Source organism: Halobacterium yunchengense (assembly GCF_037031165.1).
Taxonomy (GTDB): Archaea; Halobacteriota; Halobacteria; order Halobacteriales; family Halobacteriaceae; genus Halobacterium; species Halobacterium yunchengense.
Genome location: NZ_JAYEZL010000001.1, coordinates 54,420 through 74,149 on the forward strand (window position 1 = coordinate 54,420; position 19,730 = coordinate 74,149).

Consider the following 19,730-nt stretch of genomic DNA (forward strand, 5'->3'; position numbering starts at 1 on the left):
CCGTAGTGCTGCGTGGTGGTCGAGCGAGCGGTGCGTCAGTCGTCTTGATGGTGATCTCGTTTGTCATCGGCGGCGGAGTTCCTTGCTCAGTGCTTTGGCGTTCCATTCCAACGGGACATCGTTCGATTCGGCCCAGCGCTGTACGACTCGGTGGAACTGCTGGCGGTCCTGGTGATCCAGCACCGCATCGCTGTCCACCTGCTGGAGAATTTCCGGGTAACCGCGCCCGATACCGGCCTCTGCGCGGACGATCTCGACGGTGTACTCGTACATCGACTCGTACTCGCCCGGGCCGTCGCTTCGACACAGCCACCCAGGGAACTCGATACGGTCAAGCCCAGCGCCTGGCGGCACATTCAGGTACGAGAACAAGATGTCATCGCGGAACTCGTACGACTCACCCTCGTAGGTTGCCTGTAAGGCGTCGATACTCCCGTCGCGTTTCGAAATGAACGGGAGTGTCGTGTCACCCCAGGGGCTCATCAACTCTGTCAGCACGTGCGCGTCTGGGATGACGCGATCATCTTCAAACTCCTCACGCCAGAGGAGCCGCGTCATCTTCACCAGCTCCGTTGCGCTCGACCCAGCAACGTACCCCACCAGCGGGATTTCGTGGTGCTGACTCGCGGCAATCACTCGACTCAGCGTCGAGAGGTATCGTTCTCGGGTTTCGGGCTTCAACGGATTTGCAAACGACGCGATCAACGGCCCGTCGTAGAACACGACTGGCGTGTGTTCGATATCGCCCGCATCTCGGGCAGCAGCCAGATCCGACAACTTCTCGATCAGGAGCTGTCCCTCGTGTTCGTAGCGATGATGGCCGACGAGTTGTGAGTCGACAAACCGATAGTCTCCATCCTCCGATTCCTGCGACACTTCGTTGGGTGTGAGCAGTCGCCCCTCGACACCTCGGTCGAGTCGGCCTTCCGAATGATGATGATTCACCGCCCACGCCGACTGGACGTACGCGAGAGGCACGTTGAACTGCGTCGTCGGCGGTAGCTGCGATCCGTCGACGGCCATCACGGGGATGTCGCGGACGATGTTACGTGCCCACTCGTTGACCTCCTCGTGATTCTCCCACCCGTCACTCTCTTCGTGCGGGACGATGATGCTGGCCGCGTCATCGAACGCATCTGTCGGGTACGCGCCCGGATACGACACGTCTTGTAAGGCCGCTCGTATCTCCTCGCTCGTCCACTCCTCCGGGAGGCGCTGGAACGCGTCTTGGTAGCGTTCGACGATTCCAGAGTCGTCTTCCAGGTACGCTTCTATCGTCTCGACGTTGGCCTCTAACTCAGTGGCGACCCCGCGTTTGTCAATCGGCATTAATTCACCGTCACCTCCGACGTCTGCCGGTCTTTCGTCACCGAGATGGTGTAGTCCGTCATCGAATCGAACGTCTCGTCGTGACTGATGACGGTGAGCTGCTCGAAACTATCCAGTTGCTTCAGCTGCGAGACCAGGTTTCGTTTCTTCTCCCGGTCGAGGTTCGCCGTCGGTTCGTCCAGGAACGCGACACCGACGGACGCGAGTTGTTCGAGGATAGCGAGTCGTACGGCGAGCGCGGCTGCCATCTTCTCACCGCCGCTCAGCGTCGAGAACGATTTCGTCACGTCCGCGTCGTGAACGACGATCTCGTAGTCGCTTGTCCACTCAAGCGTCTCGGCAGACGCACCGCGGATCGTCCGGAACAACTCGTTGGCCCGCGCCCCGATCCGGTCGGTGATGATCTCCCGCATCTTCGGCCCGGCCTCCCGAACGTTCTCCCGGACCCAGTCCGCGAACTGCTGATCAGCTTTCAGCTCCTTCAACTGTTGGAGCGTCTCCTGCCGCTCCTCTAACTTCGCCTCCAGACGCTCGATCTCCCCGCGTGCCTCGCGGAGGCTCTCTTTCTTCTCACCCAGGGATCCTTTCGCCCGCTGTATCTCGCCTTTGAGGTCATCGATGTCCGACTCAAGCGTCTGAAGCCGCTCCTCGTCGAACGCTGCTCTCGTCTCTTCGAGTTCGGCTTCCGTCTCGTCGAGAGCCTCTTTGAGCTCGGCCAGTTCCGCTTCCGTCTCGTCAACGGCCTGTTGCCGCTCCTCTACCTGAGACGCCTGTTGCTTGTGCTCGATGTACGTCTGATGCGCCGACTCGGTCTCCTCCAGTGTCTCTTTGACCTCAGACAGTTTCTCGTCCAGCCCTTCGTATTCAGCCAACTCGTCGTTGATTTCCTGCAACTGCGAGTTGGCAGCCTCAAGCTCTGCGCGCTTCTCCTCTAATTCGTCAGGGACGTCCGCGTGCTCCTGCACTCGGAACTCCGCAGTCTCGTATTCGTCATGCGCTTCCTGCAGTTCCTCTCGCTCTGCTTCGAGCTCAGGCAGTTCCGCCAGTTCCTCTTCGAGGCCCTCTAGCGTCTCCTCCGTCTCCGACTTCTCTGACTGGAGGTCCTCGATCTCTGCTTCCAACGACTCGATCTTCTCACGGTGAACCGGGAGCTTGTCGGCGCGGCGCTTGACGTCTCGCGCTTCCTCCCGACGGTCACGCAGATCGGAGAGTTCCTCGCTGAACTCCGCACGTTCTGTGGCGATGGCTTCGATCCGCTCTTCGCGCTGGTCGATTGCGTCCGACCGGTGTTCTTCCTTCAGGGGCCGGTCACACGTTGGACACGGCGCATCCACATCCGTATCTCGTAACCGCTCCAACTGCTCTTCGAGCCGTTCCCGTTCGTTCTGCAGTTGCTGTCGCCGCGCCTTCCGCTGGTTAATCTCGTCGTCGAGTTCTTCCGGATGCGTCGTCGCCTCCCACTCTTCCTCGATGGCTTCGACTTTCGCTTCGAGCGACTCGACCTTCTCTTGCTTCTCGTCGATGTCCCCGGCGAACTCGTCGATTTGGTCCTGCAGTTCCTCGACCTCGTCCTCACGTTGCTGTAGCGAGTTGATCTTCTCGTCGAGTTCTTCGTATCGCTGTTTCTCGTCCTCGCGCTCCTCCAGCGTCTCTTGGGCCGATTGCAGCGTCTCTAAGTCGTCTTCGAGCTGGTTCACCTCGAATTCGACCGATGAGACCTCTTGTTTCTGTTCGGCTTTCTGCTCAGCAAGCGCGTCTCGTTCGCTCTCTCGTTCCTCTAGCTCGTCCAGCCGCTCGCTCGCTTCCTCGTGCCGCTGATAGCCCTCACGGTTCTCCTCACACTTCTCTTGTGCCTTCTGAGCGGCGTGAAGCTCCTTCTCTGCAGTGTCCAGCTCTCCCTCGGTCGCCTCGATCTCTTGCTCCTGTGACCGGACTTCCTGTTCGAGGTTTTCGATTTCGTCCTGGACGGCCTCTAACTCTTCGTGCTCCGCTTCTTTCTCAGCCAGCTCGTCGGTCTTCCGATCAATCTCGGCTTCGATTGATTCGACCTCATCAGCCAGCGATTCCGCTTTCGCCCGCTCGTCTGGCAGGTCCTGCACCGTACTCGTGAGCCCTGCTATCTCCTCACGGAGCTTCTGCTCCTCCCGTTCAATCGCGTCCGGAATGTCCTTGAGACGATTCCAGGACTCTTCGTACGCGTCGAGGTTCAGCAGCGCATCGAACGTCGCTTTCCGACTGGCGGGTCGCTGCGCGAAGTCAGAGAGGAACCGCGTCTGCGGAACGCCGATACACGACTCCCACAGGCTCTGCAGTTCGTCTTTGTCTTCAACGCCGAACTGGGCGCACAACCACTTGACGAGCTGGGATTTGGAATCGATGTCCTGGTTAATCCACTCGTCGTTCTCGGCATCGTGGCGGTGTACACCGTAGCTCGAACGCCCTGCAGAGCGCGTCACACGGAAGCGTTTCCGGCCTCCCGAGGTCTCTTGTTCAAAGGTGACCTCGACAGTTCCGGAGCTCGCGCCCTCGCGCACGAAGTCCTTGTTGTTGAACGGCAGCGAATCGAACAGCGCGAAGCCAATCGCTTCCTGAATCGTCGATTTCCCTGCGCCGTTCTCACCGAGAATCGCCGTCACACCACCCTCAATCGGCACGACTGTCCGTCCCTCGTATGACTTGATGTCCTCCAACGCAACCTCGGTGATTTTCATTGTTGCATCACCTCCGCCTCATCGTCGGCTTCTCCGCTCGGTTCACCATCACCCGATTCCTCGCCGTCAGTATCCGTGTTCGAGAACGGATCCTCATCGATGTCGAGTACCACATCGTCAGCCAGCTCCGGGAATAACTCTCGCCGTGCGGAACTCACGGAATCACGGATGTCTTCGATGGCCTCTTCGGCCTGCGCCATCTGGTGTGCGTTCCCTAGGACCTCGGCGACATCTTCGGCTTGCTTGTCGTAGATGGATTCCTTCGCTATCGTCTCGAACACGCGGTGTTCCAGCGCCGCCGTGTTCAACCGGCCATCCTGAAAGACCTCGTCCTCGTCGATCTCCGAGATCAGTTGCTGGACGTCCGCCGTCCGGATCCCAGTGTTCACCTGCACGTACAGGGCCCCGCATTCCTCTTTCGCCCACTCCGCGAGTTCATCCGTCCGGAAGTCCCCGCGACTGAATTGTAACGTTCCGCTGAACCGCAGGTCGATGATCGGCGCTCTGGGGTCACCCTGCGCCGTGAACTCCTCTTTTCGACAGTACTCATCAATCCGTGATTGCTCCCCGCGGACGTGGTCCTGGAACCCGGCTTCGAGTTCGCTTGGTGAGTCGTACTCCGTGACATCGAACTCGACTCGGCAGTACGGTCGCCGTTTGGTCGGGTGGTGGTCCACCTCGTACTCGACCGCGTTCTCGGTCTCTTCTTCGGTGGTTGTCAACGCGACCGAATGGTAGCCGTGCTCCCAGTCGTGGTGGCCCTCGCGCGTGTTGTGGGCTTCTGGGGATCCGGGGTTGTAGATCCACCCAGCAGCGTCGTACCGCTTGTGAATGTGCCCGAGTGCGAGGTAATCGACGTGCTCTTTCACGTCGCGGAGTTCGGCGTGGGTCACCGTCCCGCCGAGCGTCGGAACCTCGTCCTCCATGCCGAAGTGCGCCAGTAGCACGGTCGCCGCCGGTTCGCCGTGCTCGGCGTTCGTCGCTTGAATCCCGTGTGCCACCTGTTGCAACGCTTGCCCTGTTCGTGCGCCTCGCCACTGGAGCCCGAACACGCGAACTGGACCGTCGAACTCCGCGACCTCGATGTCGTAGAACCCGGCGTGATCACCGGGATCCTCCGGGTCGTACGGTTCGAAGCGGGCAGTCTCCGAGTCTGCCTTCAGATCCGCCTTCAGAAACACGATGTGGCCGCGCCGGTGGAGGTAATTGAGCCACGTCACCTCGCGCGGGGTTAGGTTCTCGTCGTGGTTCCCCCGGGACACCAGTACCGGCACGTCGTCCGGTACTCGGCTGAGCTCTTGTTCGACCTGGTCGAGGACTTTCGGGCGGAGATCCCGGGAGTGAAACAGGTCCCCGGGAAGTAGGATGGCGTCCGTGTCGCGCTCGCCGACCATCTCTTGCAGTGCCGCGCGTGTCGTTGACACCATGTCGTCTTCTCGTTGTTTCAACCCGTACTGTCGGTGGCCGAGGTGCGTATCCGCGATGTGAGTCAGCGTTAACATGGTGGCTTCCACATACAGTCCATCTAACCAATAGGTTTTAATAGTTTTGCTCAACTTGGATAGTTTGAGGCGTTGGAACTGATGGACCCAGGTAACGACGACGAAGACAAGAAAAACCGCTTCCGAGAAGCCTTCGAACGCGGGCAACAGGGGCGCGTCGGGAGCTACGAAGTCTGGTTGTCCGATCACGAGTTCCAACCAGAGCAAGCTAGCTACGAACGACTCACAGAATACTTCCAAAATCACCCTGAGAAAGCGGTCAATCACGACGACGCGCTGGACGAAATCGGCGAGTACGCGGGCTTTGTAACCCGACAACAGGACGTCTACCACACTCCTGTGATCGGGCCGTCTGGTATCGGGAAGACGCAGTTACTCCACACGGTCGTCTCGTTTCTCACGGAACTTTCCGCAGACATCGATACGAAGCTCATCGACGCGACGGCTCTCGGAAAGAAGGCCGACGACGGATTCTTCCTCGATGAGTTCGCTCACGATCTGACCGAGCTCGAAACCCCAATCGTCTGCATCGATGATTGCGGGCTAGACAAACGAATCGAAACCTCACTCGACGAACTTCGAGGAGCCGTAGACAGCGGCCTGTTCGTAACGACTTGGACGCCCGAACGGTGGGCCGTCAACCGAGGGCGTGTGCAAGATGCGCTCCCGCCCTCGAACGAGATCCACCTCAATGCGTTCCCCCGCAAAGACACCGACGAGACGCTGCGAATCATCTTCGAGGTGCTCTCCGAGAACGAATTTACACTTCCCTCGAAAACCGTGGACCGTATCCACGAGCTAAGCGAGGGGATCCCGCGATTGATTCACACCCTGGCCTTGGAGTCGCTTCAAGAGGCGTTTCGGAAAGAACTGGAGCCAGGAGACGTCGCAGCCACGAACTCGGCTGCCGACCGACTCCACTTGGTCGATGCGAGCGCTCGCGTCCAGAACCTCTCGGAGTCGAAGCTCACGGTGTTGAGACAGATCCTCCAGTTGCCAAATGATCGAGGTGTCCAACCGGGCACGTTGGTCGAGGAACTCCACCGCGACAAATCGACCATCTCTTATCACCTCCGGGAACTCAGCGACGGAGGCTTTGTCGAACGCGACCGAGAGGGTCGGCGCGCGTTCTATCGTGTGACCGAGACGCTGGAACCGTTCATCCAACGACGAATCAACCAGGAGGCCGAGTTCGATGGCTAGCTACAAGATTGTGCCACTACGCGACGAGAGCATCGACACGGAAGCAATCGAAGCCGGAATTGAGGCCACCTCGGCATTCAACTCGGACGCCGACCTTCGCAGCGGAATGCTTCCACAGACGTTCAACGTGGGCGCAGACGGGATCTGCTGGGCAGAATACGGTCGTGAGACGTACTACGACCTGACCACGCTCGAAGGCACGGAGCAAACGAAACGCGCCGACCGGTACGCGGTCCTCTTCCTCCAGAACGGGTACGTGGCCATCGCAAAGGCAACCAAGGAGGTCGAACAGGAGATTCTCACGACACTCGCTGCGGTTCTCGATGAGGACGTAAAATTCGAGACCGTGGAGTTCGACGAGGAGGATCTTCGGACAGTCATCGAGGAATCCAGCCGCGTCCAGCGTGTCGACGTCAGTCCGAGCAAACGCGAACGACCGGACCACGTGTCGGCACAAGACCGGGGCGACCTGCGGGAGACGGACTGGTGGGAGCAGTATTTCGGAGACACGTTCGAACAGGTTCGTGTCGACCTTCCGAACCGGAACATCGAAGTTGAAGTCGGGTTCGACGACACCGGTCGCATCACGCTCTACGGCCGCGAAATCGAGATGGCGATCCAGGCAGAGGCGATGCGATACCTGACCGACGAGATCATCGACCCGTACAGGAGCCCGTCTGACTTCCAGGGTACCCTCGGAGGGTACAAATGACCGGTCAGCACCCGACCAAGCTGGCCTCGCGCGCGACCGTGAGTGGTCACCCAACGATGGTCTCCTGGTCGCGGGGGAAACCCCGACTGTACCTCGCTGACACTGACGGCCCAATCGACCTCGCCGGACTCGTCGGAGAAGAGATTCGCATCGACGTCCAGCCCGGATTCCGTTGCCAGCACTGCGGTGACCGAGCTGACGCCTCTCCGTGTGAGGAGTGCCAGTCGAAGCCACCGTTCCAACAGTGCGTCTACACGCCCGGAACAGCCTGTACGTATCAGGACTGCCCGTTCCCATTGTTTAAACGACGGTCGTGTGCGCACAACTTTGTCGTGTACCTCGTCGCCAAAGACAGCGTGAAAGCCGGCATCACGCAAGCAGATCGTGCCGCGAGTCGCTGGGCGGAACAGGGCGCGACGCACGGCATGATCGTCGCACGAACACCGAACCGCCGCGTCGCCGGCACCGTTGAGGACGCGTTGGAAGCCGTCGTGTCCACAGCATCGACGAAGGAGTGGTACGACCCGCTGGACGAGCCGAAACACGCGCTTACGGAAGCCGTCGAGTCGTGCCGCGATGTCCTCACAGGGCCGCTGGAACCGTTCTCGACGCTCCCCAGTGACGAGACCGCTCTCGAAGACCGAATTGTTCGAATCCCCGCTCACTTCGCCGGGGACGATGCGACCGTCAGCACCCTCCCAGGACTCACCGTGGACGAAGGACTACAGTCAGAGGTGCTCGGTGTCCGGGGTCAGATCCTAGCGACCAAGGACGCTGTTGTGAACTTCGACCAGCTGCAAGGGAAACAGGTCACGGTCGAAGCGCCTGCAGAATGTCTCCCAGCAACGGAGGCCGCACAATGAAACCAGTCAACCTCGACGAGAACTCACTCAACGACGTACCGGTCGGAGACACCTACGCTGTCCGCTTCACCCTCGACACAGTCTTCGAAAACGAAGGTCAGTACCCACGCCGCAACCTGAAATTCACAGACGGCGGCGGCGACGACCGAACCATCACGATGTGGAAGAACTCCGCACCAGTGGAGATCTACGACGAAGACTACGACAGAGGAGCCACGTACCTCATCACCGCTGTCGAGTACGATATCGACGAAGGCAACGACGGGACGAAATACCAGAACCTCACCGTCCAGAGCGATGCTAAACTCCTCGAACTGGAGGGTCCCCCGACCACCGAGGAAGCCCTTGAAGACGGGCTCGCCGAAACCCCCGATACGTCCGCGGACAGCGGCGACCACGGCCTCACGACGTTCCGTGCCACAGATAATCTGCCGGACTACGACGTCTACGAGTACGAACTTGTTCCGAAGCGAGGATACCGGCCCTCAGGGCAGAACACGCTCCGCGCGACGTACAAAGCACGCCGCAAAGTCCGGCAGCAACTCGATGTAACACCGGTCGTCGTCGGCAGCGCGTTCAAGCTCGTGTCCCTGGTGAAGCTCGCGCACGAACGCGTGGACCTGCCTCGCTTCGAGATCAACGAGGTCGGCACTCGACCGGTCGTCTACGCGGACGCGGATGACCGGGAGATCCTCGGCGAAATGCTCGGTGAAGCCCTCAAGGACGCGAAACGCGACCAGTACGATATCCACGGCATCGACAAGATCCTGGAGATCGACCCGGTCATCGAGAAGGAAGGGTTCCGCCTCCACGAGCGGTACAACCTCACCGTAGAGGTACTCCCCTCGCGTGCCGCCTACCTGCACGTCGATTACCGCCACCGGATCCTCTCCGACCGGACGCTCGACCAGCTCGACGACGACGAGATTCACCCGGGACTCCGGGTGACACCCTCCTACCGAGACAGGGGGTTGTACGTCATCGGCGTCGGCCCAGAAACCGTCACCGACAAGCTCCACATCGAGGGCAACAAGAGCCTCGTCCAGTATCACCGCGAAGAGCCCTGGGTCGATCCAGCGAAAGTCAACGATATCGAGAACGCAGACCGAGAAGTCATTTGGACGGTCCGTCAGCGCGGCGATGGAACCGAGATGGCGTTCCCACCGGAACTCCTCGCACTCCAAGGGCACCCTGAGAACCTCTCTCGATTCGCACCGGACTTCGCAGAAAAACAGCGGCTCAATACACGCCTGTCCGCACAGCAGTGCATCTCGAACGCAGAGAGCTTCGTCGAACAGCTCGGCCCACTCCAGTTCGACGGGCACACCATCGAGTTCGAATCTGACGCGCTGCTCGGCGATGAGAACATCTCCGTTCAAGGGCTCTTCGACCCAGAAGCAGACGTGCTCCAGTTCAGTAACGGGCAGACTGGGACGCACCCGAGCGACGTTACCAGCCTCGGCGTGTACGAAGCACCGGATCCCTTCCGCGTGTGCCACATCCGGATGGAAAAACGGGACGACCGGATCCAACGGGGCTGGTCTACGCTCAAAAGCAAGCTCGAACAGATCGGGGCCCCGCCAGACGACGTCGAAGAGGTCACGTTCGACGCGACGATGTCGGCCGACCAGCTCGGCATGGAGATCGCTGCAGAAATCCCGGACGACCACGATTACGACGCCGTGTTCTGCACGCTCCCGCCGAAGAACACCGGGTACTTCGACACGGTTGAACCGGGACGTGTGTACGACGAGGTGAAGAAAGTCCTCGCCACGAAAGACCTCAACAGCCAGTTCGCCCACGAAGCGACGCTCGACGAGCCCTTCACGATCATCAACATCGCCCTCGGACTGGTCGCCGCTGCCGGCGGCATCCCGTTCACTATCGAGCGCGCGTTGCCCGGTGACTCCGAACTCCACCTCGGCATCGACGTCACCCACCAGTACGACGAATCAGCCGACGGGAACCACATCCATCTCGCCGCCGCAACCACCGCAATCCACGCTGACGGGGCCGTCCTCGGGTACACCTCCTCCCGACCGCAGTCCGGGGAGAAGATCCCGCCCAAAGAACTCAAAGAGATCGTCAAACAGGCCGTGATGGGGTTCCGAACCCGGTACGACCGGTACCCGAACCACATCACAATCCACCGGGACGGGTTCGCCAACGAAGACCTCAGCGACGTCGAGACATTCCTCACCGAACTCGATGTCGCGTACGACGTCGTCGAAATCCGAAAGCAAGCCCCAGCCCGCGTCCTGAAATACAGCGGCGCACACTTCGACACGCCACAGAAAGCGACCGCAGCCATCTACGAGGACCTCCCCAAAGCCATCGTCGCCACCTTCGGCGAACCCGAAACCCTCGCCAGCAGAGAAGGCACTGGCCTTCCCCAACCCATCACCGTCGAACGCGTCCACGGCGAGACACCCATCGAGACGTTAGCTGCACAAACGTACCTCCTGTCACAAGCCCACATCGGCGCATCGAACGCCACCGCACGCCTCCCCATCACGACGATGTACGCCGACCTGGCGAGCGCCGCTGCCGCTCGCAAGCACCTCCCACCGACGAACAAACTCCGAGACAAAATCGGGTTCATCTAACAACCACCCATGACAGGCGATACTGACTGGACCACGGACGGCAATACGCCCCTGGAGTTACTGACACTCCCTGCAACGACGCTCGACCGCGTGTCACAGCCCGCAGTCCGGGACGCCGTCCAGTACTTCACTCCGGAACTCATCACGATCCCCGGGCCCCGAACGCCGACCGCAGAAGCCACCGCCCGTGACGCCGCCCCGAACATCCCCGTCTTGCACCCACAACTCGGACGCGGCAGTGACCGCGTCCACCACTACCGGTACTCCCCCGACGCCGGTGTTCACGAAGCCCCCGACGCAGCCCCACCACCCGCGACGATAGACATCCTCGCCGTCCAAACCGGGGACGTTCTCCCCCACCTCCAGACCCAACTGACATCGGGTGAGCGACAGACAGCCTCCGAAGCGGCGACGTTCCTGTTCGTCCCCGAACTCACCGTCGATTGGGATACAACGACCCTCTCGACAACCCTGCCGCACGCCGAGCAATTGGCGGCGATCAGCGCCGCCCTGCCCGAACCAGTCACCGTCCTCGCCGGCGGACAACCAGCAGAGTACTACCACGAATGGGAACTGCCGCACAACCACTCCTCAGTCCACGTTCCGATGTCTGGACTCGGCGCGACGGAGCACGGCGGTGCGATGTTCGCACAGTACACTTGTACGGCTCGCGGCACCATCGCCGCAGAAGCCGTCGACGCCGACCAGTTCGGCCTCAGAGCGTTGAACGGCGTCGGCCAATCAACTGCCCAGCGACTCCGCACACAGGGCTGTCAAACAACCACCGACGTCCAAAACCTCGCACTCAGTACCCTCACCGATCTGCCCGGAATCGGGCAGACAACCGCCGAAAAGATCCACGCTCACGCCGACGTCATCGATACCGGCGAACCAATCGTCCTCACGAACAAGACACCAGTCAAGACCCGCGACGACCGCCCACCGCTCTGCCTCGACATCGAAACCGACGGCCTGTCACCCACGATCATCTGGCAGTTCGGCGTCTACGACCCGGCAACCGACACCCACCAAGCGTTCATCGAGAAGCAACAACCGAAGGATCCGAAACCAGTCCTCGAAGCCTTCATCACCTGGTTCATCGCCAACCACCGAGACCGGACCGTCCTGACGTGGAACGGCCACAACTTCGACTACCGCCACATTACGCAGTTCCTCGAACAGCACCTCCCCGAATACGTCGAAGCCTGGGACGATATCTGGACGTACGACCTGTACAAGTGGGCAGTCCGCGACGGGAACGCCCTGCTACCCGGACGAACCAACAAACTCGATCACGTCGCTCGCGCGCTCGACTACGACTCGGCCGGAACCGGATTAACCGGCGCGCAAACCGCAGCCGCATACCAGGAATTCATGCGGAACCCCGACTCCCCGGCAGCCGAACTGGACTGGGACCGTCACAAGGCTTACTGTGAAGACGACTGCCGAGCGCTCTGGCACGTCTACCAAGCCATCACGAACGCCACACGCCGCGACATGACCGACAGCGGCACTGGCGGCGCAACCGGCCAGCAAGCCGGCCTCACCGACTTCTAACAATGAGTGACCACACCACCTCAACCGACGCGACCGCTCGCACCGACGTTAACGCCGACACCATCATCGACACGTTCCCGCGCGTCAGCCTCACCCCGGACTCAGAGTACATCGAAACCATCGAACTCCCCGCGGAACCCGCAGACACCACCCCGACCGCGGAGATCCTCCGCTCGGAACTCGCTGACCCGTACCCGTACGACCTGTTCAGCCACCAAGCCGACGCCCTCACCGCGCTCGAAACAGGTGACAACGTCGCCGTCACGACCTCCACCTCCAGCGGGAAAACCCACATTTACGGCCTGCAAATCGCGCGGAACCTCCTCGATGCCGGCGTTCTTAACCCCGACGGGACGAGAGCCACCGAACAAAACGACGCCTCCACCGCGCTGTGCGTCTACCCGATGAAGGCGCTCACCAAAGACCAGCAGGAAGCCCTCGACGACCTGTACGAGGAACTCGGGTTAGACATCCGCGTCGAGATCTACGACGGGGACGTCACAGACGGCCGGCGCGCCATCCGCGAGCAAGCTGACGTCATCCTCACGAACTTCGCTGGGCTCAACGTCTACCTCGAACACCACGACAAGTGGAGTCGCTTCTACAGCGCGCTCGACCTCATCGCCATCGATGAATCACACACGTACACCGGCATCGAAGGCATGCACGTCGCGTGGATCCTCCGCCGGATGCAACGCGTCGCCGACTACTGGGGCGGCAACCCACAATACATCCTCACCTCTGCCACAATCGGCAACCCGCGCGACCACTCCGAGAAACTCATCAACGCCCCCGTAACCGTCATCGACGACGACGGCTCACCACACGGCCCCCGCGACGTAATCCTCTGGAACCCCCCGCCACGGGACAAAACCCGAGGCGCCACGCCCGACGAGGAGTCATTCGAGATCGACATCGACGACGGACCCGACTCAGAAGCGGAAGACCACGAGGAGTTCGTCGCCGAGCGCGTTCCGGCCAGCGTCGAAGCGCCGAAAGTCTTCAACCACCTGACCTCCCGTGACATCCGCACGTTACTGTTCTGCGAGAGCCGCAAACTCACCGAACTCAGCATCCAACGCGCCGACGAACATCGGCGGAACAACCCTCGGGAATACGACCGCTCGACCACCGTTGGGCGAGAAGCGTACAACGCCGGGCTCGGTCGCCGCACGCGGCACTCCCGCGAACACCAGTTCAAAACCGGCGTCCTCACCGGGCTCGCCACGACATCCGCGCTCGAACTCGGCATCGACATCGGCAGCCTCGACGCGACCGTTCTCATGGGCTACCCAGGCCAGCGACAATCCTTCTGGCAACGTATTGGTCGCGCCGGCCGCGAAGCCAGCCGCAGCGTCGCCGTCCTCGTCGGCGACCACCGCACCCTCGACCAGTACATCCTCACCCACCCCGAGTACCTCCTCGAAAACGACGTCGAAGACGCCGTCGTCGACACCTCAAACAACTCCGTCTTCGCAACCCACGTCCTCGCCGCCGCCGACGAAATCGCCCTTGACGAATCAGACATCGACACGTTCGCCGACGAAGACCGACTCCGTGCCGCCGTGAAGATGTGGCGCGAAGCTGGGTTCGTAGACGGCTACCTCGACGCCGCCGTCCACTACTCCGGCCCAAGCCGCCCACAGACACGCGTCAACCTGTACGGCACCACCGGGACGGACTACCGCCTCCAACTCGCAGACGACGTCGACCGCGAGAAATGGGGCCTCCCCGACGATCTGGACTTAGAACCAATCGAACAGAACCGCGCGTACCGCGACTACCACGAGGGCGCAGTCCGCCTTCAGAACGGTCAGCAGTTCGAAGTCGTCAACATGGACGAGGACCGTCCGCAACCCATTATCGAACTCAAACCAGTCGATTGCGAGTACTACACTCGCACCCGCAACAAGGTCAACGTCCTTGACGCCGAATCCGAAGCATCCCGCGAGGTCAACGGCTTCACACTCCACTTCGGCCGCGGCACCGTCCTCGTCCACCACCACTCCTACGACCAGCTCTACATCGGCAACAGCGACCCGAAACAACAGGCGATCCCGACGGATACCCCGCCGATCCTGATGGACACGCAGCTTTGCTGGGTCGAAGTCCCCGAATACGTCGAGACCGCCCTCGTCCGGAAATATCAGGACTACGGCGTCGAAACCGGCGTTGATCCAGAAGAGACCGGCATCGCCCACCTCGGGTACATCGCTGGACTCCACGCCGCCGAACACGCTACCATCCAAACCGCGCCGCTCGAACTTCGCGTCGACAAGAACGACCTCGGCGGCCTCGCCACGCTCGTCATGGACACCCACTACAGCCATCCTGAATACGAGGACATCACCGACTCCATCGACGACTCCTTCGAAGCCGCCACGCACGCCCTTGAACAACGCACCCAGGAACTCACCGGCCGCACCGCCTCCGGCTGGTTCATCTACGACGGCGTCGACGGCGGCCTCGGCTTCGCCCGCGCCATCTACGAGAACTTCGAAGCGCTCGCCGAACGCGCCCGCGACCAACTCCGCGACTGCAACTGCGGCCAACCCAACGGCTGCCCCGCCTGCACCTTCGACGAAAACTGCGGCAACGACAACAAACCCCTCCTCCGCGCCTCCGCCATCGACGTCCTCAACCAACTCCTCGGCGCAGAAGATCGAGAAGACCTCGCCGAACACCTCCCCGACGACGAACACGGCGGCGACCGCCGCCCCGTCGTCTTCTACTCTTAATCACCATCTGCTGAATCACTACTCTGGCATATGGCGTGCTACGGAACTAGAATTTCTGTGAGCCCGTTATTTTATCACACCACCTACAGAATCAACGGATAATAATGGCGCTCGACCCGCAATGGAGCGAGCGATTATCTAAAACGGGGCCACCAGAACAGCCACTCCGAGCTGATAGCGTCCGTAATGGAATCGCAAGTACAATTGCACGAGGGATAACTACAGACGTCCGCGCACGAGGACGGTACCTTTCGGGGTTTTGCTGGGCAATGCATCGAGTTTCGACTGCGTCAACGACTGCCGATCTTTCCAGATCAGAAAAGCGACGGCTTCTGAAAGGCTTCGAAGAAATCCTCGCGCTCGCAAGTTATCGACGCCAACAAGTCCATGACGAAGTTCGAGACGGCCTCTCAGGATTAACGGGGAAAACAAACGCCTCAGACGACGATCTGTATGGAGCGGAAAGCATCGACCTCTCTTCTTTCTCGCTGTTGGACAAGAGCCAGTACGCAATTCGTGGATTCCAGTCCAATCTCGGGAACTTCTCGTTAAAAGAGGGGGAGTTCGCCCTCACGGCTGCTGGACGGTCACTCGCAGAGAGTTTGGATATCGTCGCGGGCGAATATTTCGACCAGATACTTGAAGCAATTCAGACCGGGGAAGTCTCGCTTGATCTACTTGATGAACTGGCAGATGCATTCACTCACCAGGGATGCTTCACTGGCTCAGACAACCAGTCAGAACGGGATTCTCTACAGCGCGTAGTTCTCGGACTCCTCGCCTGGGAAGAACGAGAACAGACTGTATCACTCGCCGAGTGGCCTTCTCAACTCGACATCCCCATCGGAGATCACTATCGCTACCTCATTTCTGAAGAACGGCATTCAAACGATTTGAAGGATGCTGTCGTCGGGGGGGTTCACTACTTCCGACGTGCTTGGTGCCTATCGATTTTGAGGGCTCACCAGTTACTGCAAGGTAACACCGACCAAGAGGTGCTCCAATATGACGACGTTGACGCTGAGCGATTTCAACCCTTCCGTCCAATCGGACGCGCCTACTTCCTTCAAGTACTGTTGGCCCACGCACTCCGATCTCAGCTATGGGGTCTGTCTGCTCACCTAGAACGCGAAGCTCCTGGCGGCACGTCCCGCTCGGAACTCCTTTCCGGGCTGAAAGAACCTTTACTCGTCGATGAGGCAAACGCGGTTCTCCAGACCGAAACCATACTTAATGGTGGACGCATGAGTCAGTCTGCAGTTACGAAGGAATTGCTTCTTGCAGGCCGCGTGAAACCCACTATCTACGAGACCACTGTTCCGGAGACAACCACAATAATCGGCACGACGCTCGGAGAAATCCAAGAGTGGTTGGACTCAAATCTCGCTGGCGAATGGCGACCAACGACAGACAATACAGTAAATTGTTGGACGCTGCTACACGCGACTGAGCACAGTTTTACGGGAATTGAAGCTGCCTCCTCGCCATCCGAAGCGTTTGACGCAATGAGCACCCTCGTCGCTCGGAGTTTAGTTCAACTTCTCGCGGTCGTCCGGCAGTACAACCACTTGACCGCCCATAATGACCTCTTCAACCGATATATGCAGGCCCAATACGGGCGTAGACCCTCTTCAATCGTCCGTACCGCTCAGTACGTGGGTAGCATTCCTCCAGACACGCCACTCATCACTGTTGCACGCGAGGTGTTGGCGGATCGGGTTATCGACGTTCACAACCAAGTGATCCATGATCGGCTTGGAAGCGGACCGATTTCGCTTGTGTTCGGTGTCGGGGCAGATTCTGGTGAGGAAACAACGGGGTACAGTGATGACACACTCTACGCCGCAGGAGGGACGAAACAACCCGGAACCCAAACCCTCCGTTACAATGACCTCCGTCGGCTCATGCGGGATGCTGGGTTGTTGACGTACAATGAGAACCGAGACCTCTGGGTGCCGACGCAAGATGGAGAGATCATCCTTGACCGGTTCCGAGGTGAATACGAGTGAATCTTATCGATGCCCTTGGTGGTGCAGACGTAGAATACGCAGTCTGCACCACGTTCCCATTTGAGCCGCTTTTCTTCGGGAACTACGCAATTGACCCACTACAAGACGCGGGCGTCGTCACACCGGTCGTCCTCATGGACGGGCAGAAATACGAACAGTTAGCCCGTCGAAATCAGCTGTCGAGTCGCGCAATCGGCAACCACTACTACCTAGAGCCAATCAGCGTCAGCGGCACATTCCATCCAAAAGTCAATTTCCTCGCCGGAGAGGAGGTATGTCACGTGGGAGTCTCCTCGGCCAATCTTACCCTTGGGGAATATTCGACGGCAGCACAACTGGGACAAACGATAACGGTTTCAAAGGAGTTGGACGACGACGAGGACTCACGTCCCCCAGAAGCGATTCACGTGGCGAAAGATGTACGCCGGTTTATACAACATCTTGCCGCCGATCACGTCTCAGGACACGACGTTCGGACGCAAATCGACCGGGCAGTGAATACGACCGAGTGGCTGGAAGATCTCGACCGACCGACTGAGGTTTCCGGTGGCTTCTTCCACAACCTCGAAGAGCCGATTCTCCAGCAGGTCATCGATGAGTTAGGTGACGTCACTACCGCAGTATTCTTTGCGCCATTCTTTGGAAGTGAAAAGACACTATCCAACATCGAGACGGTAATTGAAGCCGATCAGTACGAACTGCTCGTCTCTGATGGGAATACACACCTCAACCCTAACGATGCAGTCGCAGTGTTTGGTGAAAGCGTCACGTTTCGACCGCTTGAACACGATACTTCCCGCTGGATTCACGCCAAAGGACTACTGCTCGAAGGCCCCTGGGGCAGAGCAACGCTCTATGGAAGCCCAAACATCACCGGTCGTGCTCTCCTCGATACAGCGTCATCCGGGAATCTTGAAGCCGCCCTGCTCTCGGTAACCAACGAAACGCACGGTGAATCATCGCTATGGCATCAATCGAGTTTCTCCGCACACCCGGGGCAGCAGCGCAACCCTGACTCGTTCGACTTTGCCGAATACACGCCGGCCAGCCGGGAGAATTCGACAGCCACGCTAACTCTCCACGACGCACGTGTCGAACGCTTCGAAAGCGAGGTCATTACAGCACGGTTCGTCGCACCAGAAATCGACGACGGAGATACTGTCATTCTCGAATCGGACGGAGGAGAGACCCTTCAGATCGACTGGCAACGAGATAGTGATGATGAGCAAGAAGGCGTTACTGTCTCGGTTCCAGAAGCGTGGGCCCAGTCAATCGTTCGCCTCCGTCTCTCCGATGAGAGACACTCGAATTTCCGTCAAATCACGACGGAACCGACCGAGGGGACCCGAGAAGTAACCGAATTGCTACGGAGCGACGGCCGGGAGGGGATCCAGTCGCTCGTAGATGAGGCCCTCTTTTTTGACGTCGGAGTTGCGACCGCAGCCATCTCCCAAGCAACATCTAAACTCACAGAAAGATACCAGCAGCGACAGGACAACTCAGATGACCCTATAGCTAATCAAGACGCCGGGGAAGGAAGCTGGGCAACTGGCGGCACTCGAATCACAACAAAGCGACGAAAACCGCATTTGGAGCTCAAAGACGGGATGGACTACGCACAGAAGCGAATTGAAACGCTTCTCGAAGAACCACCAACTGTCCGCTCAGTCGAAGAACTCCTCGATCACTTCGACAACCTCTGGTACTACGTCATTAAAGGATTAATTCGGTCTGCGCTCTCTCCGCAACTTCAGGCGGGCGACGAACCCTACGAAACCGAGTTGAACGTCGAGCGGCTCCACTCGATCTGTGTAAATCGCATTCAGACGATCATCTCCTCTCAATTCTTGGTACGCAGTAGAATTCGTCTCAACCAAATCCGTCAAATCGAACCGGACATGACCGCTGACGTGCTCGACAGAGACCAGCTGACAGGCGTATTCGCCGTCCACCCGGCGACCCTTCTATCCCTGATGGAATGGCACGATGACGCCTTCGTTGAGCGGTTCGGGTTCCTCCGACACTACCACGAAGCCCTCACAGTAGCTGATCCGCTCATTGGAGAGCTTCTAATTAACGGTGAACACATTTCACGACGGATGTCTGAATTTGAACGCACCTTAGAAGACCAACTTTCTGCATTTGGCGACCGAGTTGACCGTGACCTCTCCTTACCGGGAGACCTCGATACCGGACTCGAATTATTGTTCTACGGGTTCTGGTATCGAGAACTCTCACAACAACGCGACACGGACCTATTCGACAATCCCGCCATCTTCGAACACTACAATTCTGCTGGACTGGCCGAAATGGCACGTATCGCGCTTAGGGGAAAGCAGAGAGTCGAAGACAGACGGGAGTACGAGGCTCTACGAAAAGGGACGTTCGACCCAATCGTTCGGCTAATGGAAGGAGCGAACGATCCAACACCACAGTTGGAATCGATCATTAGCCACACCGAGTCGATACAGAGACATTAGCATCAAGTCTATATCTAGCT

The 19,730-nt window shown here is 59.4% G+C and carries 11 protein-coding genes; 8 read left to right on the forward strand and 3 right to left on the reverse strand.

Features of this window, described 5'->3' with window-relative positions:
* Positions 1-63 precede the first annotated feature (63 nt).
* From U5911_RS00320 to U5911_RS00330, 3 genes are read right to left on the reverse strand one after another with little or no spacing between them, the layout of a single operon-like run.
* On the reverse strand, positions 64-1,329 hold the full coding sequence (locus U5911_RS00320) for a DNA double-strand break repair nuclease NurA (protein WP_336034310.1): 1,266 nt from the start codon (positions 1,327-1,329) through the stop codon (positions 64-66).
* Positions 1,329-4,040, reverse strand: a complete 2,712-nt coding sequence (locus U5911_RS00325; protein WP_336034312.1) for an SMC family ATPase — start codon at positions 4,038-4,040, stop codon at positions 1,329-1,331. The genes U5911_RS00320 and U5911_RS00325 overlap by 1 nt, the downstream gene beginning before the upstream one ends.
* Positions 4,037-5,554: a metallophosphoesterase family protein gene (locus U5911_RS00330; RefSeq protein ID WP_336034314.1), complete on the reverse strand. Its 1,518-nt coding sequence runs from the start codon at positions 5,552-5,554 to the stop codon at positions 4,037-4,039. The genes U5911_RS00325 and U5911_RS00330 overlap by 4 nt, the downstream gene beginning before the upstream one ends.
* A gap of 60 nt (positions 5,555-5,614) precedes the next feature.
* Here U5911_RS00330 and U5911_RS00335 point away from each other — a divergent pair, with 60 nt between their 5' ends.
* The 8 genes from U5911_RS00335 to U5911_RS00370 all read left to right on the forward strand — a co-directional run bounded on the left by U5911_RS00335 (position 5,615) and on the right by U5911_RS00370 (position 19,710).
* On the forward strand, positions 5,615-6,745 hold the full coding sequence (locus U5911_RS00335; RefSeq protein WP_472779955.1) for an ArsR/SmtB family transcription factor: 1,131 nt from the start codon (positions 5,615-5,617) through the stop codon (positions 6,743-6,745).
* Complete coding sequence (locus U5911_RS00340; RefSeq protein WP_336034315.1) at positions 6,738-7,457, forward strand: hypothetical protein; 720 nt, start codon at positions 6,738-6,740, stop codon at positions 7,455-7,457. Before U5911_RS00335 ends, U5911_RS00340 begins: the two co-directional genes overlap by 8 nt.
* A 56-nt stretch (positions 7,458-7,513) precedes the next feature.
* On the forward strand, positions 7,514-8,320 hold the full coding sequence (locus U5911_RS00345) for a DUF2797 domain-containing protein (RefSeq protein ID WP_336035863.1): 807 nt from the start codon (positions 7,514-7,516) through the stop codon (positions 8,318-8,320).
* Complete coding sequence (locus U5911_RS00350) at positions 8,317-10,926, forward strand: Piwi domain-containing protein (protein WP_336034316.1); 2,610 nt, start codon at positions 8,317-8,319, stop codon at positions 10,924-10,926. The genes U5911_RS00345 and U5911_RS00350 overlap by 4 nt, the downstream gene beginning before the upstream one ends.
* 9 nt (positions 10,927-10,935) lie before the next feature.
* A complete protein-coding gene (locus U5911_RS00355) occupies positions 10,936-12,483 on the forward strand; it encodes a ribonuclease H-like domain-containing protein (protein ID WP_336034317.1) in 1,548 nt (515 codons plus the stop codon).
* 2 nt (positions 12,484-12,485) lie between these two features.
* Positions 12,486-15,221: a DEAD/DEAH box helicase gene (locus U5911_RS00360; RefSeq protein WP_336034318.1), complete on the forward strand. Its 2,736-nt coding sequence runs from the start codon at positions 12,486-12,488 to the stop codon at positions 15,219-15,221.
* Positions 15,222-15,490: 269 nt separating this feature from the next.
* Complete coding sequence (locus U5911_RS00365; protein ID WP_336034319.1) at positions 15,491-17,230, forward strand: hypothetical protein; 1,740 nt, start codon at positions 15,491-15,493, stop codon at positions 17,228-17,230.
* Complete coding sequence (locus U5911_RS00370; protein ID WP_336034320.1) at positions 17,227-19,710, forward strand: phospholipase D-like domain-containing protein; 2,484 nt, start codon at positions 17,227-17,229, stop codon at positions 19,708-19,710. The genes U5911_RS00365 and U5911_RS00370 overlap by 4 nt, the downstream gene beginning before the upstream one ends.
* Positions 19,711-19,730: the final 20 nt, after the last annotated feature.